The following is a 22,591-nucleotide window of genomic DNA, read 5'->3' as shown; positions in this document are numbered from 1 at the left end:
CGCGGCGGCCGATCGGCTCGATGTTGGCCGCATGACGTCTCCCGCCGTGTCCGACGCGGCCGCTGTGAACCAGAACAGGACCCCGCACGAGATCGCCGTGGTGGGCGCTGGCGCCGCCGGCACCCTCACGGCGCTGCGCCTGCTCCACCACGCGGCCGCCGGGAGACCCGCACCGGACCGGATCTGGCTCATCGACCCCGGGCCCGCGGGCCCGGGGCTGGCGTTCGGCACCGACGCGCCGCACCACCTGCTGAACGTCCGGGCCGGCCAGATGAGCGCCCACCGGGACGACCCCGGCCACTTCGTGCGCTGGCTCGGCGACCGCGGCGGCGAGCACGACTTCGTCCCCCGGCGCCTCTTCGGCCGCTACCTCGCCGAGAGCCTGGCGGCGGCGGCCGACCGCCCCGGCGCCCCCGACCTGGTCCGGGTGCCCGACCGCGTCGTCGCCCTCACCCACCGGCCCCGGGCGACCACCCCGCCGCTGCGTCTGTGGCTGCGCGACGGGCCGCCCCTGGACGTCGACGCGGCGGTGCTGGCCCTGGGCAACTTCGCACCCGGCCAGGCCTGGGCACCGCCGGCGCTGCGCGACTCCGGGCGGTTCCTGGCCGACCCCTGGGCACCCGGCGCCCTGGCGGCCGTCCCCGAGGACCGCGACGTCCTGCTCGTCGGCACCGGCCTGACCATGGTCGACATGGCGCTCAGCCTGCAGCGCCCCGGACGCGTCGTCCACGCCCTGTCCCGGCACGGCCTGGTCCCCCGGCCGCACGCCGCCACCCCGCTCACCACCCCGGCCGCCCCGCAGCTCGACGCCCGTGCGGGGCTGCCCGCGCTGCGCCGGGCGGTGCTGTGCCACATCGCCCGCTGCCGCCGCGTCCACGGCGACTGGCGGACCGGGGTCGACAGCCTCCGCCCCCTCACCAGCACCCTGTGGCGGCAGCTCCCACCCGCCGACCAGGCCCGGTTACTGGCCCGGGACCTCCGGCTCTGGGAGACCCACCGCCACCGGATCCCGCCGGTCAGCGCCGGGGCCCTGCGCACCGCCGTCGACGCGGGTCTGGTCAGCATCGGCCGGGGCACCGTGGCCGACGCCAAGACCGCCGCGGACGGCCCCGACGGGGGCGGCGAGGTCAGGGAAGTCAGGGAGGTCAGGGAGGTCGGCGAGGTCATCGACGTGCGGCTGGACGACGGCCGCACGCTGCGGGTGGGGGCGGTGCTGAACTGCACCGGCTCCGAGGCCGAACTCACCCGGGTCGACGACCCGCTGATCACCGACCTGCTCACCACCGGCCTCGGCTCCCCCGCCCCCGTCGGCGGCGGCTTCGACACCGCCGCCGACGGCCGGCTCCTCCCCACCGACGGCCGGGCTCCGGCACCGCTGTGGACACTGGGGTCGATGCGGCGCGGCAACCTGCTGGAGACGACCGCCATCCCGGAGATCCGCTGCCAGGCCGACGACCTCGCCCTGCTGCTGGGCCGCAGCACGGTGGCGGCGCCGAGCGGGCCGGGAGCGCCGAACGGGGCCGTACCGGCCCGCTGAGCGGGCGCGCACGTCAGCGGCCCGCGGCGCGACCGGACGCGCCGCGGGCCGCGGTCCTACCCGGCCGGGCCCGGTCAGGCCTGGCCGGTCGTCGAGAGCACCACCACCTTCGTCACCGAGCCGTCGTCCCCGACGACGTCGCGCAGGTGCCGGAAGCCCAGCCGCCGGGACATCGCCAGGCTCGGGGCGTTCTCCGCGCCCACCATGCCGAAGACCTCCTTGAGCCCCAACTCGTCGGCGGCGTACCGGACCAGGCCGCGGACCACCTCGGTGCCCAGGCCCCGGCCCCAGAACTCCGGGGCGAGGGCGGTGACCAGCTCGTGGCCGTCGACGTTCCCGGTCTTCTTCACCTCGGCGTGGCCCGCGTACCTCCCGTCCAGCCACAGGCCCCACACGTCGAAGAGCTGCTGCGGGTAGACGTCGGTCAGGATCGCGCGGAACAGCGCGCGGATCTGCGGCTCGGGCACCAGGTCCTGGCCCATCCAACTGCACACTTCAGCGTCGCGGAGGAGGGAGACGAAGGCGTCCTCGTCCTCGGCCCGGTAGGGGATGAACTCCAGGTGTTCGGTGCGCAGCGAAGGGGTCACGGTCAGCTCCTCGGGGTTGTCGTGGGACGGGCGTGCTGCGGCCGGTCAGGATCCGGCGTTCTCCATGCGCTCGCGCAGGCTCCGCGGCCGCATGTCGGTCCACACCTCGTCGACGTAGGCGGTGCACTCCGCCTCGGTGCCCTCCTGGCCGACGGGCTGCCAGCCGGCGGGCACGTCGAGGTCGACCGGCCAGAGGGAGTACTGCTCCTCGTCGTTGCGCAGCACCTGGTAGCGGGTGTTCTCGTCCATGTCGTGCTCCTTCGTCGTTGTCGGGTTTCCAGCGGTGGTCTTGCGGCAGTGCTCTTGCGGTGGTGGTCCTTTCAGCGGCGGGTGGGCGGCCGTCACCGTCCTCCCCGGGCGTGCCGGGCGATGTGCCGCAGCGCCACGGCGAACTCCTCGGCCGCCCGGCGCACGCTCGCCGTGTCGTGCAGGGCGGGGCGGTGGTGCCAGGTGAAGGCGAGGCGCCCGTGCTGCGCCGCGCCCACCACCTCCACCGGGTGCGAGCCGCCGTCCCGGGGATCGTGGTCCTGCCCGAAGGAGCCGTGCTCGGCGCGGACCAGGCCGTCGCCGGCGGTCTCGGGCCGCGTGTCCCACTGGCCGAGGTAGTTGAAGACCACCTGGCCGTGCGCGCCGGCGGCCAGGCGCTCGCGGACCTCGGGCGGGCCGAAGGTGCGCAGGGCGCCGAAGCCCAGCCCGTTGCCCGGCACGGCGCGCAGCTGGCGGCGGACCGACTTCACCAGGGCGCGCCAGTCGCGGTCCGGGCCGAGGTCCTCGGGATCGGGGACGTGGAAGGTGACCGGGTACATGGTGGTGAACCAGCCGACCGTGCGGGACAGGTCCACGCCCTCCACGACGTCCTCCCGGCCGTGCCCCTCCAGGTCCAGCCGGATCCGCTCGTGGCCGGTCCAGCGGGCCAGGGCCAGGGCGAGGGCGGTCAGCAGCACGTCGTTGACGCGGGTGCGGTAGGCGGCCGGGGCCGCGCGCAGCAGTGCCTCGGTGTCCTCCTCGTCCAGTTCGACGGTGACCGTCGCGGTCTCGGCCGCACCGGGGTCGGCGGCACCGGGGTCGGCGGGTCGGCCGGGCAGCGCCTCGGCGGCGCTCACCGCCTCGTCCCAGTAGGGCAGTTCGTGGTCCAGGCCGCCGTCGGCGACATGGGCCGCGAGCCGGAGCGCCCAGTCCCGGTAGGAGGTGCCGCGCTCCCCCAGCGTGATCGCCGCACCCAGGGCGGCCTGCCGGTAGGCGCTCTCCAGGTCGTCGCGCAGCAGGCGCCAGGAGACGGCGTCGACGACCAGGTGGTGGGCGACCAGCAGCAGGAGCGCCGGGCGGTCCGGGGCGCCGGTGAACAGGGCCGCCCGCAGCAGCGGGCCCCGGGCCAGGTCGAAGCCGGCGTGCAGTTCGTCGGCCGCCTTGGCCATGGCCGCGTCGGCGGCCTCGGCGCTCTGCCCGGTCAGGTCGTACCGGACGAGGACGTCCTCGGCGGGGGCCGGCGGCGGGTTGAACTGGTGCCAGCCCGCCTCGTCGTGGGTGAAGCGCAGGCGCAGGGCGTCGTGGTGTTCGAGCAGGGCGTCCAGCGCGGCCCGCAGTGCCAACGGGTCGGGGTCCGCGCCGAGTTCGAGCAGGGTCGACTGGTTGAAGTGGTGGTGGGCGGCGCGCGGGGTGGTCAGGAACCACTCCTGGATGGGGGTGAGCGGCACGTCCCCGGTGACCGGGCCGTCGTCCTCGCGGTCGGGGGCGGTGCGCACCACGGTGGCCAGTTCGGCCACCGTCTGGTGGGTGAAGAGCTCCCGGGTGGCGAGGTACAGGCCGTCCCGGCGCAGCCTGGACACCACCTGCATGCTGAGGATGGAGTCGCCGCCGAGCAGGAAGAAGTTGTCGTCGGCGCCGACCTCCTCGATGCCCAGGACGTCGGCCCAGATCCGGGCGATCCGGCGTTCGGTGTCGGTGCCCGGCTCCCGGCGCGGACCGGCCGCGGCCTGCGTGGGACCGGGTTCGGGCAGGGCCCGCCGGTCGAGCTTGCCGTTCGGGGTGAGCGGCAGCCGGTCCAGCGGGACGAACACCGACGGGACGAGGTGCGGTGGCAGCAACCCGGCCAGGTGGGCCCGCAGTTCGGCGGCGGGCAGGCCCGCAGTGGCCTCGCCCTCGTCGTCGCCCTCCGGTGCGGCCCCCTCCGGTGCGGCGCCACCCGGCACGGCACCGCCCGGTGCGGCTCCGACCGCCGGGACGACGTAGGCGACCAGCCGGCCGGCTCGGGAGCCCGCGCCGCTCCCGGGGCCGTCGGCGCGCACGGTGACGACGGCGTCGCGCACCAGGGGGCTGCGGCGCAGCGCGCTCTCGATCTCGCCCGGTTCGATCCGGAAGCCGCGCAGCTTGATCTGGTCGTCGACGCGGCCGGCGAAGCGCAGTTCGCCGTCGGCGTCCCGGTGGGCGAGGTCGCCGGTGCGGTACATCCGCTCGCCCGGCGCGCCGAACGGGTCGGCGAGGAACCGCCCGGCCGTCAGTCCCGGGCGGCCGAGGTAGCCGCGGGCGAGGCCGGGGCCGGCCAGCCAGAGCTCTCCGGTCACGCCGGGCGGTACCGGCCGCAGGGCGGCGTCCAGGACGTAGCTGCGGGCGCCGCCGCCGGGGCGGCCGATCCCCGGGGCGCCGGTGCCGGGCGACAGCGGGCCCGTCCAGGTGGCGACCACGGTGGCCTCGGTGGGGCCGTAGGAGTTGATCATCCGGCGGCCGGGGGCCCAGGTGTCGACCAGATCGGCCGGGCAGGCCTCCGCCCCGACGACCAGGGTGCGCAGGGCGGGCAGGGTCGCGGCCGTCTCCGGGTCCACGGTGGCCAGGGCCGCCGGGGGGATCAGGGCGTGGGTGATGCGGCGTTCGACCAGGGCCTCGGCCAGCCGCTCGCCGACGAGCGGCCCCCCCTCCCCCGTGACCAGGGTGGCCCCGCTGAGCAGGGAGACGCACAGTTCCAGGACGGAGGCGTCGAAGCTGGGCGAGGCGAACTGGAGCACCCTGGCCCCGGGGCCGGCGGTGTACTGCTCGGCGGCGGCCGCCGCGAAGACGGCGAGTCCGGCGTGGGTCACCAGGACGCCCTTGGGCGTGCCGGTCGATCCGGAGGTGTAGATGACGTAGGCCGGGTGTCCGGGGGTGAGCGGGGTGGCGCGGTCGGCGTCGGTGGGCGGGGTCGGCGGCCCGTCGGTGGACCACACCTCGGCCGGGTCGTCGAGCACCAGGTGGGCGCCCGCGTCGCGCACCATGAACTCCCGCCGGGGCGCCGGGTAGTCCGGGTCCACCGGGAGGAAGGCGCCGCCGGCCTTGGCGACGGCGAGCTGGGCCACCACCGCCGCCGCCGAGCGCGGCAGGGCGAGGGCGACCAGCCGCTCCGGCCCGACGCCGCGCCGGATGAGCCGGTGGGCCAGCCGGTTGGCCGCCCGCTCCACCTCGGCGTAGCTCAGCTCGCGGCCGCCGTCGAGCAGCGCCACCGCGTCGGGGGTGCGGGCGGCCCAGCGCTCGAAGAGTTCGGCCAGGGTCGCCTGGGGGACGGCGCGGAAGGTGCCGCGCGCCCGGTCCAGTTCGGCGGCCAGCTGGTCGTCACCGGCCAGCGGCAGCGCGCCGATGGCGCGGTCCGGGTCCTCGGCGACGGCGGTCAGCAGGGTGGCGAGCTGGCCGGCCATCCGCTCGGCCGTGGCCGGGTCGAACAGGTCGGTGTTGTAGGTGATCAGGCCGTGCAGCGCGCCGGAGTCGGCCTCCGCGAACTCCAGCGCGAGGTCGAAGGCCGCCTGCGTGGTGTCGGTCTCGACGTCGGTCACGTGCAGGCCGGGGAGGTCGAGGTCGGCGGCCGGGGTGTTCTGGAGGACGACCAGGGCCTGGAAGAGCGGGCTGCGGCTGGTGTCGCGCACCGGCTGCACCTCGTCGACCACGCGCTCGAACGGCACGTCCTGGTGCGCGAAGGCGTCCCGGACGGTCTGCCGGACCTCGCCGAGGAAGTCGCCGAAGGGCTGCCCGGGTTCCACCCGTGAGCGCAGCACCAGGGTGTTGACGAAGAACCCGACGAGGCTCTGGGTCTCCGCCTGCTCGCGGCCGGAGGTGACGGTGCCGACGGCGATGTCCTGGTCGCCGCCGAGCCGGGCGAGGTAGGCCTGCGCGGCGGCGACCAGGGTGGTGAACAGGGTGGCGCCGCGCTCCCGGCCGACCCGGGCCAGTCGGTGGGCCGTGTCGGCGGGCAGCTCCAGGCGGGCGGTGGCCCCGTTGGTGGTGCGGACGGCGGGCCGGGGCCGGTCGGTGGGCAGGCGCAGCGTCGGGACGTCGGCCAACTGCTCCTTCCAGTAGGCGAGTTGGTCGGCCCCAGCGGCACCGACCGTGCGCTGCCAGTGCGCGTAGTCGGCGTACTGCACCGGCAGCGGCGCCAACCGGCTCTCCCCGGAGCCGAGTTCGATCCGGTAGAGGTGGGCCAGATCGGTGAGCAGGACGGCGGTCGACCAGCCGTCGGTGACGATGTGGTGCAGGGTCAGGGCCAGCACGTGGTCGCCCTCGGCCAGCCGCACCAGGGCGGTGCGCAGCAGCGGTCCGCGGCGCAGGTCGAAGGGGCGGGCCCGCTCGGCGGCGAGCAGGCCGCGCAGGGCCTCCGCCCGCGGCTCCTCCGGCCGGCCGGACAGGTCGTGCAGCGGCAGCGGCACGACCTGCGGCGGGTGGACGAGCTGGACGCCGTGGCCGTCGACGCTGTCGAAGGTGGTGCGCAGCGACTCGTGCCGGGCCGCGAGGGCGCGCAGGGCCGCGCCGAGGGCGTCGGTGTCCAGGGCGCCGCGCAGGCGCAGCGCGAGCGCGGTCACGTACTCGGCGCCGCCGGGTGCGAACTCCTCCAGGAACCACAGGCGTTGCTGGGCGTAGGACATCGGCGCGGCGCCGTCGCGGGCGACCGGGAGGACGGGCGGGCGCCCCGGGCTTCCCGGGCGGCCCTGCTCCTCGGTGAGCAGGCGGGCCAGGCCGGCCGGTGTGGGGTGGTCGAAGACGGCGCGGGGGGTGAGGTCGGCGCCGAAGGCCTCGGACAGGCGGGCGGCGAGCCGGATGCTGAGGATGGAGTCGCCGCCCAGCTCGAAGAAGCCGTCCTCCACGCCGGGCGGGCGGATGCCCAGGACGTCGCCGAAGACCTCGGCGGTGCGGCGTTCGGCCTCGGTGCGCGGCTCGGTCCGCGTGCGGCGCCCGCTCCCGTGCTCCTCGTCCGGTGCCGGGAGGGCCGCCCGGTCGACCTTGCCGTTGCGGCTCAGCGGGAGGGCGGCGAGCGGGACGAAGGCGGCGGGGACGAGGTAGTCGGGCAGCTCGCGGGCGGCGAAGGCCCGCAGTTCCCCGGGTTCGGCGCCCGCCGGGCCGACCACGTAGGCGACCAGGCGCCGGGCGCCGGGCCGGTCCTCGCGGGTGACCACGGCGACGTCGGTGACCTGGGGGTGGCGGGCGAGTGCGGCCTCCACCTCGCCGGGTTCGACCCGGAAGCCGCGGATCTTCACCTGGTCGTCCGCGCGGCCCAGGAACTCGACGGTGCCGTCCGGGCGCCGCCTGGCCAGGTCGCCGGTGCGGTACATCCGGGCGCCGGGCGGGCCGGAGGGGTCGGCGAGGAAGCGGGCCGCGGTCTCGCCGGGCCGGCCCAGGTAGCCGCGGGCCACGCCCTCGCCGGCCACGTACAGTTCGCCCGCGCAGCCCGGCGGGACGGGCCGCAGGCGCCGGTCGAGGACGTGGACGCGGCGGTCGTCCAGGGGGTGGCCGATCGGCAGGGTGTCGGGCACCGCCGCCGCCTGCGCGACGGCGAAGGTGGTGGCGAAGGTCGTGGTCTCGGTGGGCCCGTAGCCGTCCACCACGGTCAGCCCGGGGCAGGCCGCCAGGACGCGGCGCACCGCGGCGGCGGGCACCACGTCCCCGCCGGTCCACAGCGTGCGCAGGCCCGCGAAGCAGTCCGGCGCGTCCTGGGCGAGCAGCCGGAAGAGCCCGGCGGTGAGCCACAGCGCCGTCGGCCCGTCCGGTCCGGCGAGCCGCCGCAGCAGGGCGGCGTCCACCGGGCCGTCGGGGGCGACGAGCACGCAGCCGCCGCCGAGCAGCGGCGCCCAGACCTCGAAGGTGGCGGCGTCGAAGGCGACCGGCGAGTGCAGCAGCACCCGTGCGCAGCGGCCGTCGGCGAAGCGGCTGTCGGTGGCGAGCGAGGCCACGTCGCGGTGCCGCACCGCCACCGCCTTGGGCACCGCGGTGGAGCCCGAGGTGAACATCACGTACGCCAGCCGGTCGGGGTCGGCGGGCGGCAGGGTCACCGCCGCCGGCCCGGCCGCGCCGGTGCGCACGGCGGCGACCAGTTCGGCGGCGACCTGCTCGGCGGTGAGCCGCAGGGCGGCGCCGACCTGGTCGAGCAGGGCGCGGCGGCGCTCCTCGGGGGCCCGGAGGTCGACGGGCAGGTAGGCGCCGCCCGCCTTGAGGACGGCCAGCTGGGCGGCGACGAGTTCGGCGGAGCGGTCCATCAGCAGCGCCACCCGGCCTTCGGGGGCCAGGCCGTCGGCCAGCAGCCGGGCCGCCAGGCGGTCGGACCAGTCGTCGAGCTGGCGGTAGGTCAGTTCGCGGTCGCCGTCGCGCACGGCGGGCGCGCCGGGGGTGCGCCGGACCTGCTCGGCGAAGACCTGGAGCGGGCTGCGGGGCGCCGCCGGGCGGGCGGTGCCGTGCCAGGAGGCCAGCTGCTCCCGGTCGGCGGGGGTGAGCCGGTCCAGCTCGGAGACATCGCCGTCGCGGCCGTCGGCGAGGGCGTCGGCGAGGGCGGTGAGCAGCAGGACCAGGCGGTCGGCCGCGCCGTGGGCCGTCCGGTCGTCGAAGAGCGCGGGGTCGTAGGCCAGGTCGAAGCCGAGCCGCTCGGCCAGGTGGGCGCGCAGGCACCAGGGGAAGGTGGTGGCGTCGTCGGCGCGCACCTCGACCACCCGCACCCCGGTCCGGTCGGCGGCCGACTCGTCGACGGGGTAGTTCTCGAAGACCGCCATGCTGTCGAACAGCGGCTCCCCGGCGGGCACGTCGCTCAGGGCCTGGACGCGCGGCAGGGCCAGGTGGTCGAAGCGGCGGCCGTCGCTCTGGCGTTCCTGGAGCTCCCGCAGCCAGGGCAGCACGCCGCCCGAGGGGATCGGGACCCTGGTCGGCACGGTGTTGATGAACAGGCCGATCATCGACTCGACGCCGGGCAGTTCGGCCGGGCGCCCGGACACGGTGGTGCCGAAGACCACGTCGTCGCCGCCGCTGTAGCGGGCCAGCAGCAGCGCCCAGGCGCCCTCCACCACGGTGTTGACGGTCAGTCCGGCAGCGGCGGCGTTCTCGCGCAGCCGGCGGGAGAGCGTCTCGTCGAGTTCGCGGTGGGCGGCGGCGCCGGAGCGGGCGCGGTGGGCCCGGGTCGGCGGGCGGTCGTACGGCAGCGGGGTCCGGCCGGTGAACCCGGCCAGCAGGCCGCGCCAGTGGGCCTCGGCCGCCTCCTCGTCCCGGTCGCGCAGCCAGCCCAGGAAGTCCGCGAACGGCCGTCGGACCGGCCGGGGCGCCTGCGGGCCGCCGGTCAGCGCGGCGTACTCCTCGCACACCTCGGTGAGCAGCTGGCCGGTGCTCCAGCCGTCCAGGATCAGGTGGTGGGTGGACCACAGCAGCAGGACCTCGTCGCCGGGCAGCGCGGCCAGGGTCAGCCGGGTGAGCGGCGCGGTGGCGAGGTCCATCCCGGCGGCGCGCTCCTCGGCGAGCAGCCGCTCCGTCCGGTCGGCGCGCTGCCCGGGCGTCAGGTCGCGCCAGTCGAGGTGGCGGACGGGCAGCGCGGCGTGCCGCGCGACCACCTGGACGGGGTGCGGCAGGCCGCGCCAGTGAACGCTGGAGCGCAGTGCCGGGGTGCGGTCGGCGACCTGCTGCCAGGCCTCGGCGAAGGCCCGCGGGTCGGCGACCCCGGCCAGGCGCACCGCGATCCGGTCGACGTAGGCGCCGTCGGCGTCGACGAGCCCGTGGAAGAGCATGCCGGACTGCAGCGGCGTCAGCGGCAGCACGTCGTCGGTCCCGCGCCCGTCGCCGACGAGCCGGTCCAGCCCGTCCTGGTCGAGGCCGGCGAGCGGGAAGTCCGACGGGGTGCGGCCGCCGGCGTCCGGGCGGGCGCAGTGCGCGGCCAGCTCGTGCAGCGCGGCGACCGTCTCCTCGGCGAGCCCGCGGACGGTGGCCTCGTCGTAGACGGCGGCGGGGTAGGTCCACGCCAGTTCGAGGCGGCCGTCCTGGACCGCGCCGGTGATGTCCAGCAGGTAGGGGCGGGGCTCGTCGGGGTCGGTGTCGCGACCAGCCGGGGGCAGCGCGCCGCGGACCAGGCCGTCGGCGCCGCCGCGGGTGTCCCACCGGCCGTGGTAGTTGAAGCCGATCTGCGGCGTCGCCGCGCCGGTCAGCGGGCCGTCCGGCCGCAGGTGGCGCAGCGCGCCGTGGCTGAGTCCGCGCAGCGGGACGGCGCGCAGCTGCTCCTTGACCGAGCGCAGGGTGTCGTGCCATCCGGCGTCGGGGGCGACGCGCAGGGCGAGCGGGAACTCGGCGGTGAACCAGCCCACCGTCCGGGAGAGGTCCAGGTCCTCGAAGAGGTCCTCGCGGCCGTGCCCCTCCACCCCGACCAGCACGGTGTCCCGGCCGCACCAGCGGCCCAGGGTGCGGCCCAGGGCGCTGAGCAGGACGTCGTTGACCTGGGTGCGGTAGACCTCGGGGACGCGGCGCAGCAGCGCCTCGGTGGTCCGCTCGTCCAGCGTCACCTGGACGGTGGCGGCGGTGCCGTGGGTGTTGGGGGCGGGCCGGCCGGCGGGCAGGTCGGCCGGGGCCGCGCCGGTGCGCGTCCAGTGGCCGAGGTCGCCGTCCAGGGCTCCGGCGCGGGTGTGCCGCTCCAGCCGGGTGGCCCAGCGGCCGTAGGACGTGCCGGTCGGCGGCAGGGCGACGGGGGCTCCGGCGCGGGCCGTGCGGTACGCCGCTTCGAGGTCGGCCAGCAGGATGCGCCAGGAGACGCCGTCCACGGCCAGGTGGTGGACGGTGAGGACGAGTTGGCCCGGCTGCCCGGGGCCGGGGTCGAAGAACAGGGCGCGCAGCACCCGGCCCTCGATGGGGTCGAGGGAGCGCTGGGCCTCGTCGGTGGCGCGCTGGACCTGCTCCTCCAGGTCCTGGCCGGTGAGGCCCGGGTCGGCGGCGTCGTGGTGGGTGAAGACGCCGTCCGCCCCCTGGGCCAGCACCTCCTGGCGCCAGCCGGCCTCGGTGCGGTGGAAGCGGGTGCGCAGGGCCGCGTGGTGTTCCACCAGGGCCAGCACCGCCCGGCGCAGGGCCGCCGGGTCGGTGCCGGGGGCCAGTTCCAGGCGCTGGGTCATGGTGAAGCGCAGGGCGTCGCCGGGGCGGCGGCCGTCGAGGTACCAGTGCTGGATCGGGGTGAGCGGCGCCTCGCCGGGCTCGGCTTCGCCGATTTCCTGGCGCTCCGTCAGATCTCCGGCGCGCAGCGCGAGTTCGGTGATGTTCTGGTGACGGAAGACGTCCTTGGTGGTGAGGGCGAGCCCGGCGGCGCGGGCGCGGGAGACGATCTGGATGCTGAGGATGGAGTCGCCGCCGAGCGCGAAGAAGTTGTCCCGGGTGCCGACGCGCTCCACGCCCAGCACCTCGGCCCAGATCGCGGCGAGCCGTTCCTCGGCGCCGGGCCGCGGCGCGACGTACGGGGTGGTGCGGTCGGGCTGGGCGGGCGGCGCGGGCAGCGCGCGCCGGTCGGTCTTGCCGCCGGTGGTCCGGGGTATTCGGGCCAGCGGGACGAACGCGGCGGGCACCAGGTGGTCGGGCAGCGTCCGCCGCAGCCAGGTCCGCAGTTCCTCGGCGGGCGGCACCCGGTGGCCGGCGGGCACCGGGTAGCCGACGAGCAGCGTACGGCCGGCGTGCTCGCGCGCGGCGACCGCGCAGTCGGCGACGTCCGGGTGGGCGAGCAGGGCGGCCTCCACCTCCCCGGGCTCGATCCGGAACCCGCGGACCTTGACCTGTTCGTCGGCCCGGCCCCGGAACTCCAGTTGCCCGTTCGCGTCCCAGCGGGCCAGGTCGCCGGTGCGGTACATCCGGGCCCCGGGCGGGCCGTAGGGGTCGGCGAGGAAGCGGGCGGCCGTCAGCCCGGGCCGGTTCAGGTAGCCGCGGGCGACCTGCTCCCCCGCCAGGTACAGCTCCCCCGGCATGCCGGGCGGCACCGGCCGCAGGGCGGCGTCCAGCAGGTAGGCGCCCAGGTTGCGGCCGGGGCGGCCGATGACGGGGCGCTCGGGGTGGTCCGCGCACCGGGCGTAGGCGGCGTCGACGGTGCACTCGGTGGGCCCGTACATGTTGTAGGCGGTGACGCCGAGGTCCGCGTGCGCCGCGCACAGCTCCCGCCAGGTGGCGGCGGGGACGGCCTCGCCGCCGACCAGCAGCAGGCGCGGGTGGTGCGGGCCGGGGGCGAGCAGTCCGGCGGCGGTGAGTTCGCGCAGGAAGGAGGGGGTGACGTTGACCAGGTCCAGACGGCGGTCGACGACCTGGGCGCAGAACGCCTGCGGGTCCAGCCGGACGTCCTCGTCGATCAGGTGGAGCTCCTGGCCCAGCGCGAGCAGCAGCGGGCCCTCCCAGCTGGTGTCGAAGGAGAAGGAGGCGCTGAGCGCGGCCCGCAGCCGCCCTCCGTCGGCGGTGTGCGGCGCGACCAGGCCTTCCTGGTGGTCCCGGCAGAGGTTGACCAGCTGGCGGTGTTCGACGACGACGCCCTTGGGGCGGCCGGTCGAGCCGGAGGTGTGGACGAGGTAGGCGGCGTGCTGCGGCAGCAGGGGGGCGGTCCGCTCGGCGTCGGTCAGGTCGTGGGCGGGCAGCGCCTCCCACGGCACCTCGCGCAGGGCCGCCTCGGTCAGCACCACCCGGGGCCGGGTGTCGTCGAGGAGGAGGGCGGCCCGCTCCTCGGGCAGGTCCGGGTCGACGAAGAGCAGGGCGGCGCCCGCCTTGAGCACCGCGAACAGCGCCACCAGCAGGTCCGAGGTGCGCGGCAGCCGGACCGCGACCACCTGCTCCGGGCCGGCGCCGAGGGCGGCGAGGTGGCGGGCGAGCCGGTTGGCCCGCGCGTTGAGGGCGGCGAAGTCGAGGGTGGCGTCCCGGGCGACCAGGGCGGTGGCGTCCGGGGTGCGGGCGGCCTGCGCCTCGAACAGGGCGGGGAAGGTGGTGTCCGGCGCGGGCAGCGGCGCGCCCCGGCCCTGCCGCAGCACCCGGCGCCGCTCGTCGGCCGTCATCAGCGGCAGCGCCCCGACGGCCGTCTCCGGTGCCTCGGCCACGGCCTCCAGCAGGGTGCCCAGCCGGCCGGCCAGGTGCTCGGCGGTCCGCGCGTCGAACAGCCCGGTGTTGTACTCCAGGTAGCCGGTCAGGCCGCCGTCGCGCTCGACGAAGTCGAAGGACAGGTCGAAGGTGGCGCCGTGGACGGGCGGGGTGACCGGCTCCACCGTCAGGCCCGGCAGGTTCGGCACCTCGGCGCCGAGGTTGTGCAGGGCCACCATGACCTGGAAGAGCGGGGTGCGGCTGGTGTCGCGCTCCGGCTGGAGGGCGTCCACCAGCCGCTCGAAGGGCACCTCCTGGTGGGCGAGCGCGTCCAGGACGGTGCCGTGGGCGGCGGCCAGCAGTTCGCGGAACGACAGCTCCGGCCGGACGGCGCCGCGCAGCACCAGGGTGTTGACGAACATGCCGACCACGTCGTGGAGTTCGCCCTGTTCGCGGCCCGAGGTGACGGTGCCGACCGCGATGTCCTGCTGCCCGGACCAGCGGGCGAGCAGGACCTGGCAGGCCGCCAGGAGGGTGGTGTAGAGGGTGCCGCCGGCCTCCCGGCCCCGTTCGCGCAGCCGCGCGGTCAGCCCGGCGGGCAGGGTGAAGGCGACCATCGCGCCGTCCCGGGTGCGGACGGCCGGGCGCGGCCGGTCGGTGGGCAGCTCCAGCGGGGTCAGGCCGTCCAGGGCCCGGCGCCAGTGGGCGAGGTCGGCCTCGGCGAGGTCGGTGCGCGCGCGCTGCCAGGCCGCGTAGTCGGTGTAGCGCACGGGCAGCGCGGGCAGCCGTGGCGGGCGCCCCTCGCGGGCCGCCGCGTACAGCTCGCCCAGGTCACGGCCCAGGACGCCCATCGACCAGCCGTCGGTGGCGATGTGGTGCACGGCCAGCACGAGCACGTGCTCGGCCGCGGCCGTCCGGACCAGCCGGGCGCGCAGCAGGGGCCCGGCGGCCAGGTCGAACGGGGTGGCGGCGATCCGCTCCAGCAGCGTGTCCAGGGCCGCCGGGGGCGCCCCGGCGAGGTCCTCGCACGGCAGCTCGACCGGCTGCGGCGGGCGCACCACCTGCCGGGCGCGGCCGTCCCGCTCGGCGAAGGTGGTCCGCAGCGCCTCGTGCCGGGCGACCAGGGCGTCCAGGGCGGTGCCCAGCGCGGCCCGGTCGAGCTCGCCGCGCAGGCGCAGCACGGACAGCGAGGTGTACTCGGTGCTGCCCGGCTCGAACCGGTCGAGGAACCAGAGCCGCTGCTGGGCGTACGACAGCGGCGGCTCGGCCGCCGGGTCCGCGGCCGGGATGACCGGGGCCGACGGGCCGTCCGCCGCGCCCGGCTCGCCGAGCGAGCCGAGGGAGCCGAGGGAGCCGAGGGAGCCGAGGGAGCCGAGGGCTTCGGCCAGGTCCGCCAGCACCGGGTGGCTGAACAGCAGCCGGGGCGAGAGGTCCGCCGCCCCGAAGGCCGCGCGCAGCCGGGCGGTGACCCGGACGGCGAGGATGGAGTCGCCGCCCAGGGCGAAGAAGTCGTCCCCGGCGCCGATCTCCCCGGTGTCCAGGACCTCCGTCCAGGCCGCGGCGACCAGCTGCTCGGCGCGGGTGCGGGGCGCGGTGCGCTGCCGACCGGCGGCGAAGCCCTCCGGGCCGGGCGCGGGCAGCGCGCGCCGGTCGAGCTTGCCGTTGGGGGTGAGCGGCAGGGCCGCCAGGGGGACGTACGCGGCGGGCACCAGGTAGGCGGGCAGCAGCCGTTCGAGGTGGGCGCGCAGGTCGGCGGCGGCCGGGGGGTGGGCCGTACCGGGGCCGGCGACGACGTGGGCGACCAGCCGGCGGGTGCCGGAGGCGTCCTGGTACACGCCCACGGTGGCGGCGTCCACGCCCGGGTGGGTCTGGAGGGCGGCCTCGATCTCGCCGGGTTCGATCCGGTAGCCGCGGATCTTGACCTGCTGGTCGGCGCGGCCCAGATAGCGAAGGGTGCCGTCGGCCTGTCGGCGCGCCCGGTCGCCGGTGCGGTACATCCGGGTGCCCGGGGCCCCGAACGGGTCGGCGAGGAAGCGGGTGGCGGTCAGGCCGGGCCGGTTGAGGTAGCCCCGGGCCAGGCCCTCCCCGGCCACGTACAGCTCGCCGACGGCGCCCGGGGGCACCGGGGCGAGGTCGGAGTCGAGGACGTACAGCCGCAGGTCCTGGAGGCCGGTGCCGATCGGTGCGGGGCCGCCGGCGGCGGCGGTCGTGCGGTCCAGCGGGGCGTGGGTGACGTGCACGGTCGTCTCGGTGATGCCGTACATGTTCACCAGGAGCGGCGCGTCCTGCGGGTGGCGGTCGTACCAGTCGGCGAGGCGGCCGGCGTCCAGCGCCTCGCCGCCGAAGACCACCGTGCGCAGCGCCAGTCGGCGGGAGAGCTCGGGGTGTTCGGCGTCGGCGCGGGCCAGCGGGTGGAAGGCGGACGGGGTCTGGTTGAGGACGGTGACGCCTTCGTCCACGAGCAGCCGCAGGAAGTCCTCCGGGGAGCGGGCGGTGTCCTCGGGCACGACGACGAGCCGGCCGCCGTGCAGCAGCGGGCCCCACAGCTCCCAGACCGAGAAGTCGAAGGTGTAGGAGTGGAACAGCGTCCAGACGTCCTCGGCGCCGAAGCCGAACACGTCCTGGGTCTGCTCGAACAGCCGCACCACGTTGGCGTGCGGCACCACGACGCCCTTGGGGCGGCCGGTGGAGCCGGAGGTGAAGATGGCGTAGGCGGGGCTGTCGGGCAGCGGGCGGTGCCCGGCGGCGAGCGGGGCAACCGGGCCCCGGTCCAGGTCGGCACGCAGCTGCCGGTCCGCCAGGGAGAGGACGGGCACCCCGTGCTCGGAGCTCTCGGGCGGCGCGCCGGGCACGTGGGTCACCAGGGCCACCGGGGCGGCGTCGCCCAGCAGTTGGGCGCGGCGCTCGGCCGGCAGGCCCGGGTCGAGCGGCAGGTAGGCCGCGCCGGTCTTGAGGACGGCGAGGACGGCGACGACCAGGTCGGCCGTGCGGGGCAGCGCGAGGGCCACGAACCGCTCGGGCCCGGCGCCGAGTTCGGCCAGCCGGTGGGCGAGCCGGCCGGCCCGCGCGTCCAGGGCGGCGTAGTCGAGGTGCTCGTCGCCGCAGGTGACGGCCTCGGCGTGCGGGGTGCGGGCGGCCTGCGCCTCGAAGAGGTCGACCAGGGTCCGGTCGGGGCGGCCCTTCACGGTGCCGTCCCACTCGGTCAGCAGCCGCCGCTCCTGCGCGGTCGTCCACTCCAGGGCGCGCAGCGGCCGGTCCAGTCCGGCGGCCAGTTCGGTGAGCAGCAGGCAGAGCCGGTCGGCGAGGGTACGGACCGTCGCGGCGTCGAACAGCTCCGGGTCGTAGGCGAGGTCGAAGCCGAAGTGCCCGCCCTGGTAGGCGCGCAGGACGAGCGGGTAGTTGGTGGCGTCCCGGGAGGTGACCTCCACCAGGCGCACCCCGCTGCCGGCCGTGCGGGCGTCGTCGAAGGGGTAGTTCTCGAAGGCGACGATGCTGTCGAACAGCGTGCCGCCGGAGGGCACGCCGCTGAAGGCGGTGAGTTCGGCGAGGGAGACCGCGGCGTGGCGCCGGGCCTCGGCCTGGGCCTCCTGGAGCTCGCGCAGCCAGTCGGCGGCGGTGCGGCCGCCGTCGACCAGGACCCTGGTGGGCAGGGTGTTGATGAACATGCCGATCATCGACTCGACGCCGGGCAGTTCGTCGGGGCGTCCGGAGACGGTCGTCCCGAACAGCACGTCCGGCTCGCCGCTGTAGCGGGAGAGCAGCAGGGCCCAGGCGCCCTGCACCACGGTGCCGAGGGTGAGCCCGGCCTGCCGGGCGGTGCGGGCCAGCCGCTCGGAGGCCTCCGGCGACAGGCCGGCGGTGTGCGCGAGCGCCGAGCGGGCCCGGTGGGCCTCGCGCCGGACGCGGTCGGCGGGCAGCGGGGTGGCGGTGGCGAAGCCGTCCAGGACGCCCCGCCAGTGCGCGCGGGCGGCCGCGGTGTCCTGCCCGGCCAGCCAGTGCACGTAGTCGGCGAAGGGCCGGCGCACCGCGGGCGTCGGCACGCCGCCGGCGGTGAGGGCCGCGTACTCCTCGAACACGTCGGTGAGCACCTGGGCCAGGCTCCAGCCGTCCAGGATCAGGTGGTGGGAGGTCCACAGCAGGTGCAGGCGGGCCTCGGGCAGCCGGACCAGGGTGAGCCGGGTGAGCGGCGCCGTGGCGAGGTCCAGCCCCTGGGCGAGGTCGTCCGCGCGCAGCCGGGCCAGCCGGTCGGCGCGCTCGTCCGGGTCGACCGCCCGCAGGTCCAGGTGGGTCACCGGCAGCCGGACGCCGCGGCGCACGACCTGGAGGGGGGCGGGGACGCCCTCCCACACCACCGAGGTGCGCAGCGCGGGCGTGCGGTCGGCGACCCGCTGCCAGGCCAGGGCGAAGGCCTGCGGGTCGCCCACGCCCTCCAGCAGCAGGCCGGCCTGGTCCACGTAGACGTCGTCGGGGCCGCCGACCAGGCGGTGGAAGAGCATGCCCTCCTGGAGCGGGGTGAGCGGCAGCAGGTCCTCGACGTCCCGCCCGTCGCCGGCGATCCGGTCCACTCCGGCCTGGTCCAGTCCGGCCAGCGGGTAGTCGGAGGGGGTGCGGCCGCCGGCGCCGGGGCGGGCGCAGTGCTCGACGATGCCGGTCAGCGCCGCGGCCGTGGCCTGCGCCAGCGCGCGGACGGTGGCCGCCTCGTGCGTCTGGTCGCTGTAGTGCCAGGTGAGTTCCAGCTCGCCGTCGGCGACGACGGCGGAGACGTCGAGCAGGTGGTCCAGGGGCTCGTCGGGGGCGAGCTCCCGGCCCGGCGCCTGGCCGGCGGGCGCGAAGTCGCCGGTCCCGGGGGCGGTCCACTGCCCGTGGTAGGTGAAGCAGACCTGCGGCAGCGGACGCTCCCTCAGGGCGCTCGCGGCGGGCGAGCCGAGCCGGGCCAGGGCCTCGTAGCCGAGGCCCCGGCGGGGTACGGCGCGCAGCCGCTCCTTGACCTGCTTGAGGGTGGCGGCCCAGTCGGGGGCGCCGGCCGGGCCGGCCGGGGCGAGGGTGACGGGGTACTGGGTGGTGAACCAGCCGACCGTCCGGGAGAGGTCGACGCCGTCGAACAGTTCCTCGCGGCCGTGGCCCTCCAGGGCGATGGTCACCCGTTCGGTGCCCGTCCAGTCGGCGAGGGCCCGGCCGAGCGCGCTGAGCAGCACGTCGTTGACCTGGGTCCGGTAGGCCTCGGGGACCCTGCGCAGCAGGGCCTCGGTGGTGGCGCGGTCGAGCCGGGTGCGCAGGGTGCGCACGGAGGCGGCCGTGGGCGTGCCGGGGTGGTCGACGGGCAGCGGGGCGGCCGGGGCGCCGGTCTCGGCGCTCCAGTAGGGCAGGTCGTCGTCGAGGCCCCCGGCCCGGACCAGTTCGGCGAGGTGGTGGGCCCAGTCGGTGAACGGGGTGGGCTCGGGTTCCAGGTACGGGGTGTCCCCGGCCGCCGCCTGCCGGTAGGCCTGTGCCAGGTCGGCGAGCAGCACCCGCCAGGAGACGCCGTCGACGGCCAGGTGGTGGGCGGTCAGGACGAGTTGGGGCCGGGCGTCGCCGCCGGCCCGGAACAGGACGGCGCGCAGCAGGGTGCCGGTGGCCGGGTCCAGGGCGGCGCGGGCGGCCTCGGCGGCCTCGGCCCGGGCGGCCTCGAGGGCGGCCTCGGAGTCGGCGCCGGGGGCGGGCGGGTCGAGTCTGGCCAGCAGCCCGGTGCCCGGGTCCTCGACCGGCTCCTGGCGCCAGGTGCCCCCGGCGCGGGTGAAGCGGGTGCGCAGCGCCGGGTGGGCCGCCAGGACCGCCCGCAGCGCCTGCTCCAGGGCCGGCTCGTCGAGGTCGCGCGGCAGGTCGAGCAGCATCGACATGGTGAAGTGGCGCAGCGGGCCGTGGGCGGCGAAGAACCACTCCTGGACCGGGGTGAGCGGGGCCGGTCCGTCCGCGCGGCGCGGCCGGGGGGCCGGGGCGGCGGCCGGGCGGGCGGCGGCGACCAGGTCGGCGACGGTCTGGTGGCGGAAGACGTCCTGGGAGCCGATCCGCAGGCCGGCGGCGCGGGCCCGGGAGACGGCCTGGATGCTCAGGATCGAGTCGCCGCCGAGCTCGAAGAAGTTGTCGGTGACGCCGACCCGCGCCACGCCCAGCACCTCGGCCCAGATCCCGGCGAGGGTCTCCTCCTCGGGGGTGCGCGGGGCGACGAACTCCCCTTCCCTTGCTTCGCCTTCGGGGTCGGGGGCGGGCAGTGCGCGGCGGTCCAGCTTCCCGCTGGTGGTGAGCGGCAGGGTGTCGAGGGCGGTGAACGAGGACGGCACCAGGTGGTCGGGCAGCACCCGCCGCAGGGCGGCGCGCAAGTCGGCGGAGGGGCGGGCCGCGCCGTCGGCGAAGACCAGGTAGGCCGCCAGCCGGGTGTGGCCGCGCGCGTCGGGCACGGCGGCGACCGCGGCCGCGGCGACCTGCGACAGGTCGAGCAGCGCCGCCTCGATCTCGCCGGGTTCGATCCGGTGGCCGCGCACCTTGACCTGGTCGTCGGCGCGCCCGAGGTACTCCAGGCTCCCGTCGGCCATCCAGCGGGCCAGGTCGCCGGTGCGGTACATCCGGGCGCCGGGCGGCCCGTACGGGTCGGCGGTGAAGCGGGCGGCGGTCAGCCCCGGCCGGCCGGCGTAGCCGCGGGCGACCTGGGCGCCGGCGAGGTGGAGTTCGCCGCTCACCCCGGGCGGCACCGGCTGGAGCCGGTCGTCGAGGACGTAGGCCCGCAGGTTGGGCAGCGGGCGGCCCACCAGCGGCCGGTCACCGCCCGCGATGCGGCAGGCGAGCGCGTCGACCGTGCACTCGGTGGGGCCGTAGTAGTTGTAGGCGGCGACGTCCGGGTGCCCGGCGAGTTCGCGCCAGAGCCGGGGCCCGACGGCCTCGCCGCCGAGCATCAGCACCCGGGGGCGGTGGCGCGGGTCGTCGAGCAGCCCGGCGGGCAGCAGCTGGCGCAGGTAGGAGGGCGTCAGGTCGAGGAAGTCGACGCGGTGGCGCACGACGTACTCGACCAGGGCGGCCGGGTCCATCCGGGTCGTCTCGTCGACCAGGTGCAGCGGGTGGCCGTCGGCCATCAGCAGCACGCCCTCCAGGGAGGTGTCGAAGGAGAACGAGGCGGTCAGCGCCACGCGCAGCGGCCCGCCGCCCGCGTCGGCGACGAAGCCCGCCCGGTGGGCGGCGAGCAGGTTGACCACCGCGCGGTGCGGGACGGCGACGCCCTTGGGGCGGCCGGTGGAGCCGGAGGTGTAGAGCACGTACGCGGTGTTGGAGGGGTCCAGCGGGGCCGTCCGGTCGGCGTCGCCGGGGTCGGTGTCCGGGCCGGTGTCGGGCAGCGCCCGGAGCGCCTGCTCGTCCAGGACCAGGGCCGGGCGGGCGTCGTCGAGCAGGTAGCGCAGGCGCTCGGCCGGCAGGGCCGGGTCCAGCGGCAGGTAGCCGGCGCCGGCCTTCCAGACGGCGAGGATCGCCACGATCATGTCGGCGGTGCGCGGCAGCCGCAGCGCGACCAGCCGTTCGGGGCCGGCGCCGCGGGCGATGAGCTGGTGGGCGAGCCGGTTGGCCCGGGTGTCGAGCGTCGCGTAGTCGAGCCGTTCGGCTCCGGCGACCAGGGCCGGGGCGTGCGGGGTCAGGGCGGCCCTGCGCCGGAACAGCTCCGGGTAGCTGGTGTCCTCGACGGGCAGCGCGGTGGCGTTCCAGTCCCGGGTGACCTGCCGGGTCTCCCGGGGCGAGAGCAGCGGCAGGGTGCCGAGCGGGCGGTCGGGCTCGGCGGCGGCGCCGTCCAGCAGCAGGAGGAGCTGGTCGGCCATCCGGCGGGCGGTGGGCGCGTCGAAGAGGTCGGCGCGGTACTCCAGCAGGCCGGTGAGCGCCTCGCCGTCCGGGACGAACTCGACGCTGAGGTCGAAGGTGGCGGCCTGCCGGGGCACCGCGACCGGGGCGGCTGCGAGCCCGTGCGGGGTGGTGGCCCCGGGCGGCGCGGGGTGCAGCAGGACCAGCACGTCGAACAGCGGGTTGCGGCCCGCCTGGCGGGGTGCGCCGACCGCCTCGACGAGCCGTTCGAAGGGCGTGTCGCCGTGCGCGAGCGCGTCGTTGCCGGTCTCGGTGGCGGCCGCGAGCAGGTCGCGGAAGGATCCGGCGGGCTCCACCCGGGTGCGCAGGACGACGGTGTTGACGAAGCAGCCGACGGCCCGTTCCAGCTCGGTGCGGGAGCGCCCGGGCGTCAGGGAGCCGACGGTGACGTCCTGCTGGCCGGACCAGCGGGCCAGCAGCGCCTGGGTGGCGGCGACCAGGACGGTGTGCAGGGTGCCGTGCCGCTCGGCCGCGAGCTCGCGCAGCCGGGCGGTGAGCGGCGCGGGGACGGTGAAGGCGTGGACGGCGCCGGGGCCGGCCTCCTCGCCGCGCCGCGGGTGGTCCAGCGGCAGCTCCGGCGGCACCGCACCGGCCAGTTTCGCCTTCCAGTGGGCCAGTTGGCCCTCCAGCCGGGCGCCGGAGAGCTGTTCGCGCTGCCACACCGCGAAGTCCGGGTACTGGACCGCCACCGGGGGCAGGTCCGGGTCGGCGCCGCGGGCCAGGGCCTCGTAGCCGGTGCACAGTTCGTCCAGGACGACGCCCATCGACCAGCCGTCCGTGACGATGTGGTGCGCCGTCACCTGCAGGACGTGGGAGCGGTCCGACTCGCGCACCAGCAGGGCGCGCAGCAGCGGCCCCTGCCGGAGGTCGAAGGGGCGGGAGTACTCCTGGAGCAGGATCGCGTCGAGGCTCTCCCCGTCGGCCGGCTCCCGGACGGGCAGCGGCACCGGCCCGGCCGGCCGCACGGTCTGCACCGGTCGGCCGTCGGCCTCGTCGAAGGTGGTGCGCAGCCCCTCGTGGCGGGCCACGACGGCGGCCAGCGCCCCGGCGAGCGCCGCGCGGTCCAGCGGGCCGGTGAACCGTACGGCGACCGCGCTGTTGTAGCGGGGGTCGCCGGGGCGCAGCCGGTCCAGGAACCACAGGCGCTGCTGGACGAAGGAGGGCGGCAGCGGTCGGCTGCGGTCGGCTCGCGGGATGGACCGGTCGGCGGCGGCCCGGGCGCCGCCGGAGCGCCCGGCCAGCCGCAGGCGCAGCGCTTCGCGCAGGTCGGCGGGCAGGGCCTCGGCGCGGTCTCGCTTCGAAGGCGTCATGGTCG

4 protein-coding genes are annotated in these 22,591 nt (G+C 77.1%); 1 reads left to right on the top strand and 3 read right to left on the bottom strand.

Annotated elements, in window-relative coordinates; all coding sequences use genetic code 11:
• Positions 1–31: 31 nt before the first annotated feature.
• Positions 32–1,537, top strand: coding sequence for an FAD/NAD(P)-binding protein (locus OG556_RS30510; protein ID WP_371521777.1), 1,506 nt, complete (start codon positions 32–34; stop codon positions 1,535–1,537).
• 74 nt (positions 1,538–1,611) lie between these two features.
• On the opposite strand, the gene OG556_RS30505 is transcribed toward OG556_RS30510, so the two are convergent.
• From OG556_RS30505 to OG556_RS30495, 3 genes are all read right to left on the bottom strand, one after another.
• The gene (locus OG556_RS30505; RefSeq protein ID WP_371521775.1) at positions 1,612–2,124 is read right to left on the bottom strand and encodes a GNAT family N-acetyltransferase; all 513 of its coding nucleotides are present in this window, start codon (positions 2,122–2,124) and stop codon (positions 1,612–1,614) included.
• 45 nt (positions 2,125–2,169) lie between these two features.
• Positions 2,170–2,373, bottom strand: a complete 204-nt coding sequence (locus tag OG556_RS30500; RefSeq protein WP_063350451.1) for an MbtH family NRPS accessory protein — start codon at positions 2,371–2,373, stop codon at positions 2,170–2,172.
• Positions 2,374–2,465: 92 nt separating this feature from the next.
• Positions 2,466–22,586 (bottom strand): non-ribosomal peptide synthase/polyketide synthase, encoded by a 20,121-nt coding sequence (locus tag OG556_RS30495; RefSeq protein WP_371521773.1) that lies wholly within the window; start codon positions 22,584–22,586, stop codon positions 2,466–2,468.
• Positions 22,587–22,591: the final 5 nt, after the last annotated feature.

Origin of the sequence: Kitasatospora sp. NBC_01300 (genome assembly GCF_041435235.1) — a bacterium.
Classification (GTDB): domain Bacteria; phylum Actinomycetota; class Actinomycetes; order Streptomycetales; family Streptomycetaceae; genus Kitasatospora.
This window is presented reverse-complemented; position numbering and strand designations above follow the sequence as displayed.

Bases quoted from the DNA above. Each gene is read 5' to 3' on its own strand.
- OG556_RS30495 (WP_371521773.1), bottom strand. From the start codon at position 22,586: ATGACGCCTTCGAAGCGAGACCGCGCCGAGGCCCTGCCCGCCGACCTG.
- OG556_RS30500 (WP_063350451.1), bottom strand. From the start codon at position 2,373: ATGGACGAGAACACCCGCTACCAGGTGCTGCGCAACGACGAGGAGCAG.
- OG556_RS30510 (WP_371521777.1), top strand. From the start codon at position 32: ATGACGTCTCCCGCCGTGTCCGACGCGGCCGCTGTGAACCAGAACAGG.